This window comes from Mediterranea sp. ET5 (assembly GCF_023337025.1).
Taxonomy (GTDB): domain Bacteria; phylum Bacteroidota; class Bacteroidia; order Bacteroidales; family Bacteroidaceae; genus Phocaeicola_A.
Map to the genome: position 1 here is coordinate 49,432 of NZ_JAMBLN010000017.1, position 16,667 is coordinate 66,098.

Genomic DNA, 16,667 nt, shown 5'->3' on the forward strand with positions numbered 1-16,667 from the left:
CGAAACACAAGTAATGAATCACCTAACATCCTTACCAAATGCACGTACAATTAGGAAAATATAATCAGTTGCCCGTCGTCAAGGAAGTGGACTTCGGTGTCTACCTCGACGGAGACGACGACGGCGAAATCCTGCTCCCCGCACGTTATGTCCCTGACGGATGCAAGCCGGGCGACCTGCTCAACGTATTCATCTACCTCGACAACGAAGAGCGCCTCGTGGCAACCACACAGACCCCGTATGCACAGGTGGGCGACTTCGCCTGCCTGGAAGTGGCATGGACCAACGAATACGGAGCATTCCTCAACTGGGGACTGATGAAGGACCTCTTCGTCCCCTTCCGCGAACAGAAGATGAAGATGCAGAAGGGGCGGCGCTACGTCGTCCACGTACACATCGACGAAGACAGCTTCCGCATCATGGCGTCCGCCAAAGTGGAACGCTACCTGTCCAAAGACAAGCCGCCCTACAAGGCAGGCGACCCGGTGGACCTCCTCATCTGGCAACGGACGGAGCTGGGATACAAGGCGATTGTGGACAACCGCTTCAGTGGACTGCTCTATGCCAACGAGGTGTTCCGCACGCTGGAACCGGGCATGAAGCTGGAGGCATACGTCAAACAGGTACGCCCCGACGGGAAGATTGACCTGGAGCTGCAACGGGGAGGCGCCCGCAAGGTGGACGACTTTGCCGACACGCTGCTGGCGTATATCGACCGCAACGGTGGCTTCACCCCCTTCAACGACAAGAGTCCCGCGGAGGAGATTTATGCGACCTTCGGCGTGAGCAAGAAGACCTTCAAGAAGGCTGTCGGCGAACTGTACCGGAAACGGCTCATCCTCATCGAGGAAGACGGTCTGCGCGCTTCGATAGACGATTGACATACGGACAATGAATGCTCCTTCCGGTGTGCATGCTGCGTGTGTGGCACCGGAAGGAGCATCTGCATTTATAGGGACTTTCCTACCCAACGATAGGAAAAATCCCCGTGCAAGTGTGATTTCCTCCGCATACCTTTGCGGTAGAGATAAACCTAAAAAGCACTTGCCTTATGAAACGCTATTTACACTTACTCCTTATCGCATGCCTGGGCGGACTCCTCTCCTCCTGCATGCCGCACACGTACCTGGGTCTGTATGACGAACCTGCCGGACCGCCTCCACACGCACACCGTCCTCATCCGAAAAAGCCCCGTCCGTCCCGTCCACACAAAGAACCGGACCGTCCGCCATACCGCTTCGGCATGGACACTCCGGGGATAGGCATCCACTTGAACATCGACTAAACATCCATTAACTATGAAAAAAACGATTGTACTCCTTTGTCTAGCATGCGGCCTTGTCCTCGGCAGCTGCATACCTGCCTCTTACAGCTTTGGGACGCTTCACAAACACCTGATGGACATCCGCAGCGGCATGAGTGAGACTGAAATCATCAGCCTGCTGGGGAAACCGGACTACCGCCGCTTCGATGGTAACCGGGAAGAATGGGAATATCGGAACAGCGCAGGTTCCACCAGACCATCTGTCTATTGCATCACGTTTGTCGACGGGAAGGTCAACAGCTTCGACTCCTACCTCGATGACTCACCCTGGAAAAAGGGACTGAGGAACGACTCTACCATACAAGCCGGATACTTCCGTACCCCTGAAGGTAACTTTGTGTGGGGCGTACCGGCAAACGGGATGGTGAGACTGAACAACGGACGCCTGATGCCTGCCCGGGGCAATCAACTCTTGCAGGAACCTTGAAGCTGGAAGTCCGGGATGCCAAAGGAGCAAAAGGGATTTCCCTACGGGATTATAGGGAAAAACTGTTGGACGGGGAAATCCCTACGCCTATCTTTGCCCACAGAACCAACAACTGATGTCAAACTCTAAACATAAAAGCTATGAAATGTATGAAGAGAATCGTCCTGATGGTGGCTTTCTGCCTGTGCACCGTGGCAAGCTTTGCCATGCTGAGCACGACGGAGGTGCGCAACAGTGCACGCTTCATGACCGACCGCATGGCGTATGAACTGCGACTGAGCAGCATGCAAATCACCGACGTCTACGAAATCAACTTTGACTTCTTCGACCGGGTACGCTACGTTGCCGACGACCTCGCTGCCGGATACAGCTATGCCATCGACGAATATTACAAGAATCTCGACCTGCGCAACGACGACCTGAGCTATGTGCTCACCCGCAGCCAGTTCGAACGCTTCATGAACCGCGACTACTTCTACCGTCCGCTGTACGTCAACGACCGCAGCTGTCGCCTGCGCATCTATGCGGTATATGACGACCCGACGTTCTTCTATTTTGCTGCTCCGCTGAACTTTCTGACCTATGTGGGCATCCATAGCCGGGCACACTTCGCACACGGATACTACTGCAACCGTTATCACCACCCGCGCTATACGGGCATCTGGACACGTCCGACCCGACACTCCCATTACGACTACTACCGGCGGCATGACTTCGGTCCCGGCATTGCCGGACGTCCGCCACGCCCCATCGTCGACCATCGGCCTGGCATCGGTCATCGTCCTGACCGTCCTGGTATCCGTCCACCGCATGAGAACCGGCCGACAAGACCCGGCTACAATGACCGTCCGGGACGGAGACCCTCACAAGTCGAGCGTCCGTCAAGGCCCGGTCACAACGACCGTCCGAACATCAGGCCCTCACGGGACGAACGACCGTCAAGACCCGTCAGCATCGAACGCCCGTCCAGACCTGACCGTAACGACAGACCCGCTGTCCGCCCCTCACGCATCGAGCGTCCGCAAAGACCCGATAAGAACGAACGACCTTCACGGGTGGAACGTCCACAACGCCCCAACGTGATGCCGAGCCGCAACGAACGTCCGTCAAGACCTGAACGTCCTGCCGTACGCCCCTCACGGAACGAACGCCCGGCTGTCCGCCCCACCAATCGTCCACGTCCGAGTGAACGCCCGGGCAGAGATCGTCAGGCTGCAGAACGGAATACCTTCCGCGTCTGACCAACCGGACACGAACCGCCACACCAGCCTTCCAGGCACAGAGCATCCCCTGCACGAAAAGGGGAACTGCCCTGTGCCTTTTTCATATCCTCGTGACAGGTACAGACCTGTCCACACTCAACTTTCGGGAGAAGAAGCCACGGATTTCGAAATTATCGCTTACATTTGCAGTATAAACTGTGACACTATGGATGCAAACAACAAACTAGCCATTGAAGAAAATATCATCAAGATGCTCAGGACCGTCTATGACCCGGAAATCCCGGTGAACATCTACGACCTGGGACTGGTATACAAAGTCGACGTGCAGGACGACGGCACCACACTGATTGACATGACACTCACTGCCCCCAACTGCCCCGCCGCGGACTTCATCATGGAGGACGTCCGGATGAAGGTGGAGTCGGTGGAAGGCGTGAAGAGCGCCACCATCAACCTCGTCTTTGAACCGGAATGGAACAAGGACATGATGAGCGAAGAAGCCAAGTTGGAGCTGGGCTTCCTGTAACAACCGCCGTGTACACATTCACCTCACCTCTAAACATTGCCCGGTTATGAAGAACATCTATTTCCTTTCAGACGCACACCTCGGCTCGCGTGCCATCGCCCACAGCCGCACGCAGGAACGCCGGCTGGTGAATTTCCTCGACCAAATCAAAGACAAGGCTGCTGCCGTCTACCTGCTGGGAGACATGTTCGACTTCTGGTATGAGTTCAAGACGGTGGTTCCCAAGGGCTATACGCGCTTCCTCGGGAAACTGTCGGAACTGACGGACCGTGGCGTAGAGGTGCACTACTTCACGGGCAATCATGACCTGTGGTGCGGAGACTATCTGGAGAAGGAATGCGGCGTGGTGCTCCATCGCGCCCCTATCACCTGTGAGATTTACGGGAAGCTGTTCTACCTTGCCCACGGAGACGGGCTGGGCGACCCGGACAAGAAGTTCAAGCTGCTCCGCACGCTCTTCCACAGCCACACCCTGCAGTGCCTCTTCTCTGCCTTGCACCCACGCTGGAGCGTTGAGCTCGGTCTGACCTGGGCGAAGCACAGCCGCATGAAGCGTGCAGGCGGCAAGGAACCCGACTACATGGGTGAAGACCGCGAACACCTCGTGCTCTATTCCAAAGAGTACCTCAAGCTCCATCCCGACATCAACTTCTTCATCTACGGACACCGGCACATCGAGCTGGACCTGATGCTGAACCGCAACACGCGCGTCCTCATCCTCGGCGACTGGATTACTACCTTCACCTACGCGGTCTACGACGGGGAGCACATCTTCCTGGAGAACTACGTGGAAGGGGAAACGAGGCTGTAACCGGGAGGCACTCCTTCACGGACGGACATGCCGATGCCAACGAGAGGGTGTATCGTAATTTGAGCGATGCACCCTCCAAGCATTTGTATTTGTCCGGAAGAAGGTCCGGACAACCCCAGGGGAATCCCCCATTTCCATATTATGTGAACTCCTCCACCATGTACATGTGGTCGGCGGACGGACGTCTGTATACATCGGGGTCAAGCGCATGGCGGATGATGTAGGGAGCACTCTCCACCCAGATGCGGAACGACGGATCGGGCTCATAGCGGTCGGCAAAGTCGAGCAGACGGTCCAGCTCGAAGCGGTCCGCCACGATACCGGCGCCATTGGAAGCGGCATCGAAGGCGTTGCAGTCCTGCTCGATGTGTGCGGGCACCATCAGGACAGGCTTGCCCAGGAACATGGCCTCGCAGATGGATTCAAAGCCTGCCGTGCTGGCATAGGCGCGGCAACCGCTCATCTGACGGAGGAACTCGGTGTCGTCGAGAGGATAGAAGCTCAGGGTGGAGTCAACACGACGTACGTCCGTCTCTCCCTTCTTGTCCCAAAAGAAGCGGAGCGGCACCTCCGGATGCGCGGCATGCCATGCAGTGACACTCTCGGCAAAGCCGGAATTGACCATGTAGCCGTGCACGTAGTCGCCTGGTACAGATTCACTCCGCAGTACTTCTTTCCTCAACAGGGGCGGGACCACACGGATGCCTCCGTGCGCATCCTCCTCCATCGGACGGAACGAGAGTGCCAGCTTCTTCCGTGCACCCACACAGGTCAGACGGGTGAAGAAGTTCAGCAACCACAGTCGCGGTGCATTCTTCCAGGGCAGATGGAAGTCCTTGTGCAGGAAGAGGTACTGGTGTCCGATGCAGATTTGCGGTGTCCGGATAGGGTAGAGCGCATAGGTCAGCCCCGTCAGCAGCTCGTAGAAGTTGATGACCATGTCCGCACCACTACGGACGATATGCTCGCGGATGAAACGCATGCTGCGCAGGTAGACGGGCAGACGTGCCACGTTGTAGGCAACGCTGCGTCCCAGCCGGTTGCGCTTGTTGGAAGCCGTCGGTAGGAAATTGGGGCTCTCGAAACGGTGGACGGGAGCATGGATGTGGCGGCTGAAGAAGGACGGAAGACGTCGGGAGCGGCTTTTGCCGACAAGGACTTCGACCACCTCGTGGCCGCTGTTGCGCAGGATTTCTTCGAGCGCGATGGCTTGGGTCAGGTGTCCCCTGCCCTCGCCCTGGACAATGAACAGGTATTTCATGAGGCGGGTGCGATGGTGGGTACAAGATTCAGATCGGACGACCCGTTTTCAAACTCAACTTCGGCGTAGTAGACGATGTTCCAGTCGCCCTCTTTGCTTTCGGTAAGAGCCGACATCGTTTCTACCCAATCGCCGGAGTTGAGATAGTGGGTCTGTCCGTAGAAAGTATTCTCGGGATGGTGTATGTGTCCGCAGATGATGCCGTCGCACTTGCGCGAACGGGCGAACTCTGCCAGTGTATGTTCGAAGTCGGAGATGTAGGACACGGCGGTCTTGACCTTCTGCTTCACGCGTTGCGACAGGGAGTAGTAGGGCTTTCCCCGGTAGGCACGGTAGCGGTTGTAGATGCCGTTGAACCACAGCAGGAAGGTGTAACCCATGTCGCCCAGCTGTGCCAGCCATGTCATGCGGGTAGTCACACGATCGAAGATATCGCCGTGAGTGACGAAGTAACGTTTGCCGTTGGCACCGTCGAAGGTGTATTCCTTCACCAGGTGCAGGTTGGCAAAGTCCATCGGTGCCAGGGCATCGAGAAAGTCGTCGTGGTTTCCACGGACGTAAATGATTTCGGTCCCGCAGTTCTCCATCATCTTCATGAGAATCTTGAAGAAGCGGGTATGTGCGGGTTGCCAGCGGCGCGTCCCGTTCTTGCGGATGTGCCAGCCGTCGATGATGTCGCCGTTGAGGATGAGCCGTTCGCAGTCGATGCTGCTCAGGAAACGGCTGACCTCCTCGACTTTGGAGTGGGAAGTTCCCAGGTGAATGTCCGAGAGGACAACGGTGCGGTAATGTCTGCGTAAATACATCATGGATGTGTCTGCCTTTGTTCACTGCACGAAGGTAGACACTCCCTGTTACGACAGGATGTAGGACAGGTTACATTTCCGGCTCATTCCCATCCGCCACCCAATGCCTTGTAGAGCTGGACGAGGGCGATCTGCTTGTCGCGGACGGCGTTGCTCAGGGCAATCTGTGCGTCGAGATAGGTACGCTGGGCGTCAAGCATGTCGAGGTAACTGATGTATCCATTGAGATACTGCGTACGGGTCAGGTCGATGCTCTTGCGTGCTGCCTGTTCCAGCTCCAGCTGGGCATCGTAGATGTCCTGAATCTTATTGAACTCCACGATGGCATTGCGGGCATCCTTGAATGCCGAGAGGACAGCCTTCTCATACTGGTAAGCCGCCTGTTCGCAGGCAGCCTTCTTCGCTTTGAGCGCCGCGCGGTTCTTGCCCATGGCAAAGAGCGGCGTCAGCAGGTTGGCACTCAGAAAGTGGTAGGGCGAATGCAGGAAGTCCCGGAACTCCTCGCTCTCCAATCCGTAATGGGCAGTCAGCGTGATGCGCGGGAAGAGGTTGGTGTAGGCAATGCCCACCTCGGCATTGGCAGCAATCAGTGCCTCCTCGGCAGCACGGACATCCGGCCGTCTCTCCAGCAACGACGACGGCAGTCCCGCAGGCAACGTCTCGGGCAGGCGGATGTCCTGCGGATGGTGCGAGCGTTCCACCGTCGAGGGATAACGCCCGGCGAGGAAGCTGATATCGTTCTCCTTCAACGCGATGGCACGCTCCAGGTCAGGCACGAGCGTCGCCGTCCGCGCCAGTTCCACCTGTGCCTGCTGGTAGGCAGTCTCCGACGTGAGTCCGCCGTTGAAGCGCAGCTCTGCCAGGTGGACGCTCTCCTGACGGGCACGCAAGGTCTGCTTCACAATGGCAAGCTCGTTGTCGAGTGCCACCAGCTCGAAGTACGCCTGCGCCACCTGTGCCACCAGTGTCATCCGGAGGGCACGCTGGTTCTCCACCGCCTGCAGGAACTGTGCCATGCTCCGGTCCTTCACCCAACGCAGGTTGCCCCACAAGTCCAGCTCCCAGGAGGCAATGAACTTGGCGGAATACTCCGGGACAGACTCATAGCTGTCGCCCCCGTAGTTCTCTGCTTCCTTGTCCGTATACAGCTGCCCCTTCACCTCGGGAAAGAGGTTGGCATAGGCTATGCGCTTCTGGGCAGCCATCTCCTTCAGGCGTGCCGCCGCCGTCAGCATGTCTTTGTTATGCTCCAGGGTCTGGCGGATGAGTGTCTGGAGGGTGGTGTCGGTGTAAATCTCCCACCAGCGGAAGTCGGCAATGGACATCGTGTCCGTCGCCATGCTGTCGAGCCGCTCGGGCAGGTGCAAATCGGGGCGCGTGTAGTGCTTGCCGAGCTGACACGAGGTCAGACACACGCCCAAGAACAGTATGTATGTGAGGATATGCTTCATAAAACGCTTCATGATGGTTACTTTAACGGTTCGTTTACAGTCTCCTTGCCGGCACGGCGGTCTGCCAGCTTCCCTTTCAGCTTCCCTTTCGCCTTGTAGATGTATACGAAGAAGAAGGGCACGAGGATGATGCCGAAGATGACGGCACAAATCATGCCGAAGAACACACCCGTACCGATGGCTTGCCGGCTCGCCGCTCCCGGACCGGAAGCTATGACCATCGGCAGCATGCCGAGGATGAAGGCGAGGGAGGTCATCAGGATGGGGCGGAAACGCATCTGCGACGCGTGAAGGGCTGCTTCCAGCGTGCCGACGCCGCTGTCAACCTGCTCCTTGGCAAACTCCACGATGAGAATGGCGTTCTTGGCAGCAAGACCGACGAGCATCACCAGTCCGATCTGGAAGTAGACATCGTTCTCCAGTCCGCATGCCCACACCCCCAGGTAGGCACCCAACGCCGCCACAGGCAGCGAGAGGAGCACGGCGGCAGGAATCATCCAGCTCTCATAGAGCGCGGCGAGGAAGAGAAAGACGAACAGGAACACCAGTGCCAGCACGAGTCCCGTCTGTCCGCCTGCCTGCTTCTCCTGATAGGACAAGCCGCTCCACTCTACACCGATGTTGTCGGGCAGATGTTCGCGGGCTATCTCCTCCATGATTTCCATCGCCTGTCCGGAGCTGTAGCCTTCGGCAGCCCCTCCCCGGATGATGGAGGTGGTAAACATGTTGAAGCGCTTGATGCTGCCCGGTCCGGTCGTGTAGGACGCCGTACCGAGAGCTGTCAGCGGAATCATCGCTCCGTCGGTACCCCGCACGAAGAAGAGGTTCAGGTTGTCCTTGTGCCCGCGGTACGAAGCTTCCGCCTGTATATAGACACGGTAGATGCGGTTGAACATGTTGAAGTCGTTCACATAGACCGACCCCGTATATGCCTTCATCGTGGAGAAGACATCGGACAAGGGGACGCCGGCAAACTTCACCCGGTCACGGTCGACATCGAAATAGAGCTGGGGAATCTCCGCCTGCAACGAGGACGACAGCCCCGTCAGCTCCTTGCGCTGTGCGGCATAGTATAATAAGGTGTCCACCGCCTGCACCAGGTTGTCGAACGTGGCATCGCCGCGTGCCTCCAGCTGCATCTCGAAGCCGCCGGAGCTACCCAGTCCGGGAATCACCGGAGGCGTGGACAGGTAGACCTTGCTCTCCGGATAACGGCTCAGCTCCTTGCGCACCCGTTCCATGACGCCGTCAATGGTCGTGTTGTCGCGCTCCTTCCAGGGTTTCAGGATGACGGTCAGCTCGCTGCGTCCCTGGTTGCTTCCGACCCGCGGACTGGTACCCGTCACGTTCTGCACGTACTCCACTTCGGGCTGCGTCATCAGGTAGTCGATGGCGCGTTCGGTCACGATGCGTGTCCGCTCCAGCGTTGCCCCCTCGGGCAACTCCAGCTCAACCTTGAAGTAGCCCTGGTCCTCCGTCGGAAGGAAGCTCGTGGGGATGAACCGGTGCAGGAGCAGGATGGCAATCAGCACCATACCGAAGACACTCATCACCCGACGGGGATGGGCGATGAGCCGGGTTATGACCGCAATGTATTTCGTGTTGCCCTTCCGCAACCAGTAGTTGATGTAACGGAAGACGATGTTCTTCTTCTTTCCGGAGCCGGGCTTCAGGATGAGCGAGCACATGACCGGACTCAGCGTCAGCGCCACAATGGTCGAGATGAGCACCGACACGACAATGGTGACCGTGAACTGACGATAGAGCTGTCCCGTGATGCCCGGCAGGAAGCTGACAGGCACAAAGACGGCAGCCAGCACCAGCGACGTGGCAATCAGTGCGCCCGTCAGTCCGTCCATGGCTTTCTTGGTCGCCTCGTAGGCACCCAGCCTCTCTTCCTCCATGATGCGCTCCACGTTCTCGACCACGACAATGGCGTCGTCGACCACGATACCGATGGCGAGAATCAACCCGAGCAGCGTCAGGATGTTCAGCGAGAAACCGAAGATGAGCATGAAGCCGAATGTTCCGATGAGCGAGATGGGCACAGCCACCACCGGGATGAGTGTGGCACGCCAGCTCTGCAAGGAGAGGAACACGACGACAATCACCAGGAACAATGCCTCGAACAGCGTCTTGTAGACTTCGTGGATGGACTCGGAGATGTAGGTGGTCATGTCAAAGGGAATCTCGTAGGTCAGCCCTTCGGGGAAGTTCCGGCTGATGTCCTCCATCGCCTTCTTCACGTTCTCCGCCACCTCCATGGCATTGGCCCCGGGCAGCATGTAGACACCCAGCACGGCAGCATTGCCCCCGTTGATGCCACTCTCCGTATTATAGGAGGAGGCTTCCAGGGAGACCCGTGCCACGTCGCGCAGACGGATGATGGACCCGTCCGGATTTGCCCGCACCACGATGTCTTCAAACTGACTGACGGTCGAGAGACGTCCCTGGGTGGTAATCGGGATGGTCACGTCCACCCCCGTCACCGGCTGCTGTCCCAGGACACCGGCAGCCGACTCGCGGTTCTGGTCCTTCAGCGCGTTCTGCAAGTCCTGCACGGTCAGTCCGAAGTTCGCCATCTTGTCCGGCTGCACCCATATCTGCATGGCGTAGTAACGGCTGCCGATGTTCGACACACGTCCCACACCGGGGATGCGCCGCAGGAAGTCAAGCACGTTGATGGTGGCGAAGTTGCTCAGGTAGATTTCGTCGAACTTCGGGTCGGTCGACGTCAGACAGATGGTCATCAGCTGACTGGCAGCCTGCTTCTCCACCGAGATTCCGTTCTGGATGACTTCGGCAGGCAGACGCGACTCTGCCAGCTTCAGACGGTTCTGTATCTCCACTGCCGACAAGTCGGGGTCGGCAGAGATGTCGAAGGTAACCGTAGCCGAAAAGCCTCCGGAGTTGGAGCTGGTCGACTCCATATAGAGCATCCCCGGCGTACCGTTCAACTCCTGTTCAATGGGGGTCGCCACAGCCTGTGAAACAGTCGTCGCGCTCGCCCCGGGATAAGATGCACTGATTTTCACCACCGGAGGGGTAATCTGCGGATATTGGTCTATGGGGAGCATCGTCAGTCCGATGATGCCCACAATGACAATCACAATCGAGATGACCGTCGAGAAGATGGGACGGTCTATGAAGAAATTCACTTTCATACGGACGGAGATTTAGGCGTTAGGTTGTGAGAGGGAGTCGGGAGTTGCCACAGCCGGTGCCGGTATGCTGTCGGCAGGCAGAGTCAGGTTGCTGTTGTCCACACGCACCTTGATGCCCGGCGTCAGCTTGTGGTATCCTTCGGCGACAATCTGCTCGCCGGCAGCCAGTCCGCGTTCCACGACAACGAAATTGCCCTGTTCCGGTCCCAGCTCCACAAAGCGGCGCTCCGCCACGGAATCCTTACGCACGACATAGATGTAGGCACCGCCCTTCTCGATGATGACAGCCTTCTGTGGTACGACGAGGGCATCCTCCATGACGTCCAGCAACAGACGGACCTTCGTGAACTGTCCCGGCAACAGCACCCGCTCGGGATTGGGCATCTCGGCACGCACGGAGAAGGTCCCCGTGTGCGGGTCTACCTGCGGCTCGGCAAAGTCCACGAGACCGCGGTAAGGGTATTCGGTGTTGTCCGCCAACGTTACGGTGATATAGGGTTGCCAGGAGCGGGTGGAGTCCTTCTGCCCGAGATTGACGTTCCGCTCGCGGCTCTTGAGGTAGTCGAGTGCAGTCATGCTGAAATCCACCAACACCGTGTCGCTCTTTACGATGGTTGCCAGGAGCGACTTGCCGCCTGTCCCCACCAACGTACCCAGGTCGACCAGCCTCTCACTGATGTTGCCCGAGATGGGGGAACGGACGATGGTGTATCCCAGCTCCTGCTCCGCCTGGAAGAGGTCGGCCTCACTCATTGCCACCGACGCCACGGCACTCTCATAGGCAGCCACGGCATTGTCCAGGTCCAGCTGGCTGGCGGCGTTCTGTGCATACAGCGGACGGATACGCTCCAGGTCCCGCTGTGCCTTCCGTTCCTGCGCCTCGTCTTTCTTAAGCTGCGCACGTGCCTTGTCCGCCTTGGCGCGGTATTGCTCCTGGTTGATGACAAACAGGACCTGATTCTTTGCCACATAGGTTCCTTCCTCAAAGAGCATCTCTTCCAGGAAGCCTTCCACACGGGCACGTATCTCCACGAACTGTTGCGCCCGGATGCGCCCCACGTATTCCCCGTAGATGTTCACATCCTCCTGCGCTACAGGTACGGTTGCCACCACCGGCACATCCGGCTCGGCAGTCGTACGGTGAGTCAGTACCCAGATGGCTACAGCCAACACGACCAACGCTACAAAAGTGTAGGTAATTTTCCTCCTAGAGATGTTTAGTTCTTTACTTCTTAGAAATCGTCTCATACCACAGATGTTGATTTAGATATTAGTTGCATGTATTCACACAATGTTTACAAAGATAGTCCTTTTCCATTCATGCAAAGGAGTGTTATCCTATAAAAATATACAATTCACATGCCAAACTTATCCAACAAGCATTTCTCGGAGACTTCATGGGCACAATCTTCATGCGCCGCCATGATGTGTGGAATATTGGATGAGACAATTGTAGAAATATTCCACAAGTACACAGGAGACAGCCTGCGTTATCCTGCCTTTCTCCCGGTAAACATAATTGTCCGACGGACGAAACATACGTGTTTGACCCGACAAACACATGAGTTTGACTTGACAAACATAGTAGTTTGACAGACCAAAGTATAATACTTAGGCTACCTAAGTATTATACTTAGGGGGTCTAAGTATTATACTTTGCCTGCCTAAATATGATACTTTGGTATGTCAAGCCCTTATGCGTATCAAGTCAAGCCCTTGTGTTTACCCGGTTGAAGGCCTGTGGTTACCCGATTATATACGCAAGGAGGGTGCATCGCTTCGTTGCGATACACCCCCCTGTGTCCTTATTCATGCGGCGTCTCAGAGTTCCAATGCCGCGTACTTGATGCGTTGGCGGCGCCAGGTGTAGACCACGTGCACCTTGCCGTCCTTGCCTTGGATGACAGCCGGGTAAGAATACTGACTCACGGGACTGTCTTCGAGCGTGATGACGTGCTGCCAATGGATGCCGTCGTCCGACAGGGCAACACTCAGCGGCGTGCGGGCGCCCTTCGGCGTACCGGGAATGGTCTCGAAGTTGTTGTAGACCATCACGTGACGTCCGTCTTTCAGCGTCACGGCGTCGATGCCGGAATTATTGCTCTCGATGTCGAGCAGGGTCACTTTGCTCCACGTCTCTCCGTTGTCGCTGCTCCAGCTGGTGGCTATCTTGGCGTTGCGCGTCCGGCAGACCACTTGCAGACGGCCGTCCTTGTGACGGAGGATGCTCGGCTGGATGCAGTAGACAGGCTTCGCGCCTTCTCCCTCGATGGCTTCACCGGCTTCCATGTCGTCGGTATTGGCTGCTCCCGGCTTGCGGAACTGCGTCGGGACGGACAGTTCGGCTTCCACCGGACCGACCTTGCGCCAGGTGTGGCCGCCGTCGTCGGAAATCTCGAAGTGGATGCGCCATCCGCCTGACCCTTCGGTACTGCTCGGGCAGATGATGCGTCCGTCCACATATTCAGGCTTGTTCTTCGACGGGCCTAGGAAACCTTCCGGCATGGCTTCAGGTTTGCTCCAGGTCTTTCCTCCGTCTTTGGAACGGATGATGTAAGCCTTCCAGTCAGCCACGTTCTTGCCTACCTTATAGAACAAGAGCAGCTCGCCCTTCTTGCCGGGCATCTGGAAGAGGACGGGGTTCCAGCAGGCTTTCCGCTCGGTGGCACTGATGATGCCGTCTGCCACCTGTACGGGGGCGGTCCACTCCGCAGCCCCCTTCGGCTTCCGGCTCACCCAGATGCAGACATCCGGGTTACGCTCTTTCGTTCCGCCGAAGTAGGTTGCCACGAGGTCGCCCTGCGGTGTTTCGGCGATGCTCGCCGAGTGTGCCTGCGGGAAAGGTGCCGACTCATAGAGGAACTGCGTCTCCACAATGCCCTGCTTGTCTTTGCCCAGCGTCGGGTCGATGCGGACGGTCAGGTGATGCACACCCGGTCCGACACGCCACACGGAGCGGTTGCCTTCGTTGCGGACGTAGGTCACTCCGTCCGGTACGACAGCCTGTGCATCGTGCATAGGCAGATAGACCCATGCCGTGGTGTTGCAGGGAACGGTAATGTCCCACGTGAGGTGCATCAGGTCTTTCTTCCACCGGCTGACGACTGTCCCGTAGGGTGTCCGGTAAGACGCATTCACGGCGTCCAGCTCCTCGATGGAGAAGTCGGGTGCCATGCGTATCTCCTTGTAGCCGGGCTTTGCCGGAGCGATGCCTGCCAGGTCCGCATAGTACCACATCAGCAGGTCACCGAGCTGCATCACGTGGTTGGCGCTGTTCATCTTCGGGCTTGCCTTGTCTCCGTTCCAGAGCTCCCAGATTGTGGTCGCCCCGTTCGCCAGCATGTAACCGAAGCTCGGGTACGTCTTCTGGTTGTTGACGACATACGCCACGTCGCCACGTCCCATGCGGCTCAGCTCGCGCATAATCCACGAACCGCCGATGATGCCCCAGCTCACATGCTCCTTGTCGGCATTGATGCGGGTGATGATGTTCTTCTCCACCTCCCCGCGGTACTCGTCGGGCACCATGCCGAACGCGAGCGGCAGGACGTTTGCCGTCACCGTATTGTTGCCGTAGAAGATGCTGTCCGGATAGAGCCAGTGTCCCGGTGCAGGCGAAGTGCCCTTCTTCACCGTGAGGTAAGCCTCGTTGAAACTGGTCCGTACGAGAGCGCCCTCCTTCTCGTATGCCTGTGCCTCGGCTTCGTGCCCCAGCAGACGGGAGAATTTCGCCATCAGGCACAAGGTCTTGTAGTAATAGGCCGTCACGATGAGACCCTTGTCAGTCTGACGGGCAGGGTCGTTGCTGTGGATGAGCTCCGGAGCTTCGGGCGGCATGCACCAGTCTCCGAACTTGTACTTGCCCAGCAAGCCTTTCTCATTGACGTATTCCTTCTTCATGTAAGCCATCCACTTCACCATCACGGCATAGCTGTCGGCAATGGGGCGGATGTCCCCGTACTGTTCGTAGAGCATGTCGCAGATGACGGGCAATGCCACGGGCCACGTGATGTCGTCGGTGTAATAGTTATAGTAGGCCGGGGACATGTCGGGCAGGCTGCCGTCTTCACGCTGCGAGTCGCAGATGTCCTTCATCCACTTGGCATAGAGCAGGTGGTTGCCGAAGAGGTAGCTCTCGCTCCAGGAGGTCATCGTGCGGTCTCCCAGCCAGGGCTGCCGTTCGTTGCGCTGCGGACAGTCGACGGGCATGCCCTTGTAGTTGGAGGCGATGCCCCACCAGGCGTTGCGGAAAATCTGGTTGAACAGCGGATTGGAGCACTCGAAGGTGCCCGTGTTCTCCATCTCGTCGTAAATCAGCTCGGCGGTGAAGTCTTCCCGACGGGGCTGCTTGTAGCCGGTCACCTCGATGTAGCGGAAACCGTGTGAAGTGAAGCGGGGAGACCATTCGCGTCCGTTCTCGCGTCCGTTACAGATATAGGTGTCGGTGCTTTGTGCATCGCGGAAGCCAGCCACGTTGAGCTGTTTGCCGTCAGCCGTCAGCAGCTCGGCATAACGCAGACGGATGGTGTCTCCCTCCGCTCCGCCACGCACCTTCATGCGCACCCAACCGGAAAGGTTCTGTCCGAAGTCGACGATGTAGCGGTCGCCGTACTGCTTGATGGACACTGCCTTCAACCGGTCCATCACCTTCATGTTGGGCGACTGTGCGCCATGCAGGCTTCCGTAGGGAAGAGCCACACGCTGTGCGGTCAGCCACTGGCTGTCGTCATAGCCGACAGTCGTCCATGCGCCCAGCTCCTTGCGGGCGTCGTACTCCTCACCGTCGTATTCGTTGTTGCTGCGGATGGGACCGTTGCCGGTCAGCTTCCAGTCTTTCTCGTTGCTGCTCACGGTCTGTTTCGTCCCGTCGGCATACTCGATGATGAGGTTCAGCCTCATCTTGGGATAGCCGAACTGCACAATCTTGTAAGGCTTGTAGTTCTGGCGCATGGTGTAGTGGCGTCCGTTGCCCAGGACCACGCCGATGGCGTTGTCGGCGGCCAGCATCGAGGTCACGTCGAACGAGTTGTAGAGCACCGTACGCCGGTAATCCGTCGGTGCGGGAGCCAGCACCTGGTCGCCCACCTGCCTGCCGTTGATGAACAGTTCGTAAAGCCCCAGACCGGAGATATGCAGGGTGGCACGCTTGATGCCGGCTTTCGCCTTGAACTCCGTGCGGAGATAGCGTGCGCTCAGCCGACTGTGTGTCACCTCCTTGTCCCAGGCAAAGGGTGCATCCCAGCCTATCCAACGGCCGGACCAGTGGGTCTCTCCCAGCAGGCCCATGCCCCATGAAGCCGGTTCGCTCCATTCCGTTTCACCATTTGTGGTGTAGACCTTCACCTTCCAGAAGCAACGCTGGTTGCTCGTCAGCGGCTTGCCTCCGTAAGGTACATAGAGGGATTGGTCGGAGTCCACCCGTCCCGAATCCCACAGGTCGCCTTCACCGGCTGCCAGCTTCTCGAGCGAGCTTGCCACCAGGATGTGGTAGCCTTGCTGCATCACGCCCTGGGCATCCGACTCGATGACCCAGCTCAGGCGCGGACGCTCACTCTCGATGCTCAGCGGCGAAGTCTGCCCCTCGGTGAGCAGGCGGGTAGTCTTGACTTCCGCCTGCATGCCTACAGCCAGCAGGAAAGCGACCAGAAGGGCTTTGTATCTGTTGGTTCTCATA

At 57.8% G+C, this 16,667-nt stretch carries 12 protein-coding genes; 6 read left to right on the top strand and 6 right to left on the bottom strand.

The features are described 5' to 3' along the window. Nucleotides 1-38 precede the first annotated feature (38 nt). The 6 genes from M3087_RS10770 (at nt 39) to M3087_RS10795 (ending at nt 4,311) form a co-directional block, all read left to right on the top strand. Complete coding sequence (locus M3087_RS10770) at nt 39-881, top strand: S1 RNA-binding domain-containing protein (protein WP_249095664.1); 843 nt, start codon at nt 39-41, stop codon at nt 879-881. Between the two features lie 170 nt (nt 882-1,051). After that, nucleotides 1,052-1,285: a hypothetical protein gene (locus tag M3087_RS10775; protein ID WP_249095667.1), complete on the top strand. Its 234-nt coding sequence runs from the start codon at nt 1,052-1,054 to the stop codon at nt 1,283-1,285. Between the two features lie 13 nt (nt 1,286-1,298). Further along, nucleotides 1,299-1,751 carry a hypothetical protein gene (locus tag M3087_RS10780; protein WP_249095669.1) on the top strand — a complete coding sequence of 151 codons (453 nt, stop codon included), beginning with the start codon at nt 1,299-1,301 and terminating at the stop codon, nt 1,749-1,751. A gap of 149 nt (nt 1,752-1,900) precedes the next feature. Continuing rightward, the gene (locus tag M3087_RS10785; RefSeq protein ID WP_249095670.1) at nt 1,901-2,992 is read left to right on the top strand and encodes a hypothetical protein; all 1,092 of its coding nucleotides are present in this window, start codon (nt 1,901-1,903) and stop codon (nt 2,990-2,992) included. 187 nt (nt 2,993-3,179) lie between these two features. Then, on the top strand, nt 3,180-3,500 hold the full coding sequence (locus M3087_RS10790; protein WP_022385687.1) for a metal-sulfur cluster assembly factor: 321 nt from the start codon (nt 3,180-3,182) through the stop codon (nt 3,498-3,500). Between the two features lie 46 nt (nt 3,501-3,546). Then, entirely contained in the window at nt 3,547-4,311 is a 765-nt protein-coding gene (locus tag M3087_RS10795; protein ID WP_022385688.1) for a UDP-2,3-diacylglucosamine diphosphatase, read from the top strand. A 139-nt stretch (nt 4,312-4,450) separates the two neighbouring features. On the opposite strand, the gene M3087_RS10800 is transcribed toward M3087_RS10795, so the two are convergent. From M3087_RS10800 to M3087_RS10825, 6 genes are all read right to left on the bottom strand, one after another. Next, entirely contained in the window at nt 4,451-5,572 is a 1,122-nt protein-coding gene (locus M3087_RS10800) for a glycosyltransferase family protein (RefSeq protein ID WP_106484313.1), read from the bottom strand. Next, on the bottom strand, nt 5,569-6,378 hold the full coding sequence (locus M3087_RS10805; RefSeq protein ID WP_249095704.1) for a UDP-2,3-diacylglucosamine diphosphatase: 810 nt from the start codon (nt 6,376-6,378) through the stop codon (nt 5,569-5,571). Before M3087_RS10805 ends, M3087_RS10800 begins: the two co-directional genes overlap by 4 nt. Nucleotides 6,379-6,461: 83 nt before the next feature. After that, complete coding sequence (locus M3087_RS10810) at nt 6,462-7,841, bottom strand: efflux transporter outer membrane subunit (protein WP_249095672.1); 1,380 nt, start codon at nt 7,839-7,841, stop codon at nt 6,462-6,464. Between the two features lie 5 nt (nt 7,842-7,846). Continuing rightward, the gene (locus M3087_RS10815; protein WP_249095674.1) at nt 7,847-10,993 is read right to left on the bottom strand and encodes an efflux RND transporter permease subunit; all 3,147 of its coding nucleotides are present in this window, start codon (nt 10,991-10,993) and stop codon (nt 7,847-7,849) included. A gap of 12 nt (nt 10,994-11,005) precedes the next feature. Continuing rightward, entirely contained in the window at nt 11,006-12,241 is a 1,236-nt protein-coding gene (locus M3087_RS10820) for an efflux RND transporter periplasmic adaptor subunit (protein WP_249095676.1), read from the bottom strand. 573 nt (nt 12,242-12,814) lie between these two features. Then, nucleotides 12,815-16,666 (bottom strand): family 78 glycoside hydrolase catalytic domain, encoded by a 3,852-nt coding sequence (locus M3087_RS10825; protein WP_249095678.1) that lies wholly within the window; start codon nt 16,664-16,666, stop codon nt 12,815-12,817. Nucleotide 16,667: the final 1 nt, after the last annotated feature.

Excerpts from the sequence above, each read along its gene's own strand:
- M3087_RS10815 (WP_249095674.1), bottom strand. The coding sequence starts at position 10,993 with ATGAAAGTGAATTTCTTCATAGACCGTCCCATCTTCTCGACGGTCATC.
- M3087_RS10770 (WP_249095664.1), top strand. The coding sequence starts at position 39 with ATGCACGTACAATTAGGAAAATATAATCAGTTGCCCGTCGTCAAGGAA.
- M3087_RS10800 (WP_106484313.1), bottom strand. The coding sequence starts at position 5,572 with ATGAAATACCTGTTCATTGTCCAGGGCGAGGGCAGGGGACACCTGACC.
- M3087_RS10775 (WP_249095667.1), top strand. The coding sequence starts at position 1,052 with ATGAAACGCTATTTACACTTACTCCTTATCGCATGCCTGGGCGGACTC.
- M3087_RS10825 (WP_249095678.1), bottom strand. The coding sequence starts at position 16,666 with ATGAGAACCAACAGATACAAAGCCCTTCTGGTCGCTTTCCTGCTGGCT.
- M3087_RS10780 (WP_249095669.1), top strand. The coding sequence starts at position 1,299 with ATGAAAAAAACGATTGTACTCCTTTGTCTAGCATGCGGCCTTGTCCTC.
- M3087_RS10795 (WP_022385688.1), top strand. The coding sequence starts at position 3,547 with ATGAAGAACATCTATTTCCTTTCAGACGCACACCTCGGCTCGCGTGCC.
- M3087_RS10820 (WP_249095676.1), bottom strand. The coding sequence starts at position 12,241 with ATGAGACGATTTCTAAGAAGTAAAGAACTAAACATCTCTAGGAGGAAA.
- M3087_RS10805 (WP_249095704.1), bottom strand. The coding sequence starts at position 6,378 with ATGTATTTACGCAGACATTACCGCACCGTTGTCCTCTCGGACATTCAC.
- M3087_RS10810 (WP_249095672.1), bottom strand. The coding sequence starts at position 7,841 with ATGAAGCGTTTTATGAAGCATATCCTCACATACATACTGTTCTTGGGC.
- M3087_RS10785 (WP_249095670.1), top strand. The coding sequence starts at position 1,901 with ATGAAGAGAATCGTCCTGATGGTGGCTTTCTGCCTGTGCACCGTGGCA.
- M3087_RS10790 (WP_022385687.1), top strand. The coding sequence starts at position 3,180 with ATGGATGCAAACAACAAACTAGCCATTGAAGAAAATATCATCAAGATG.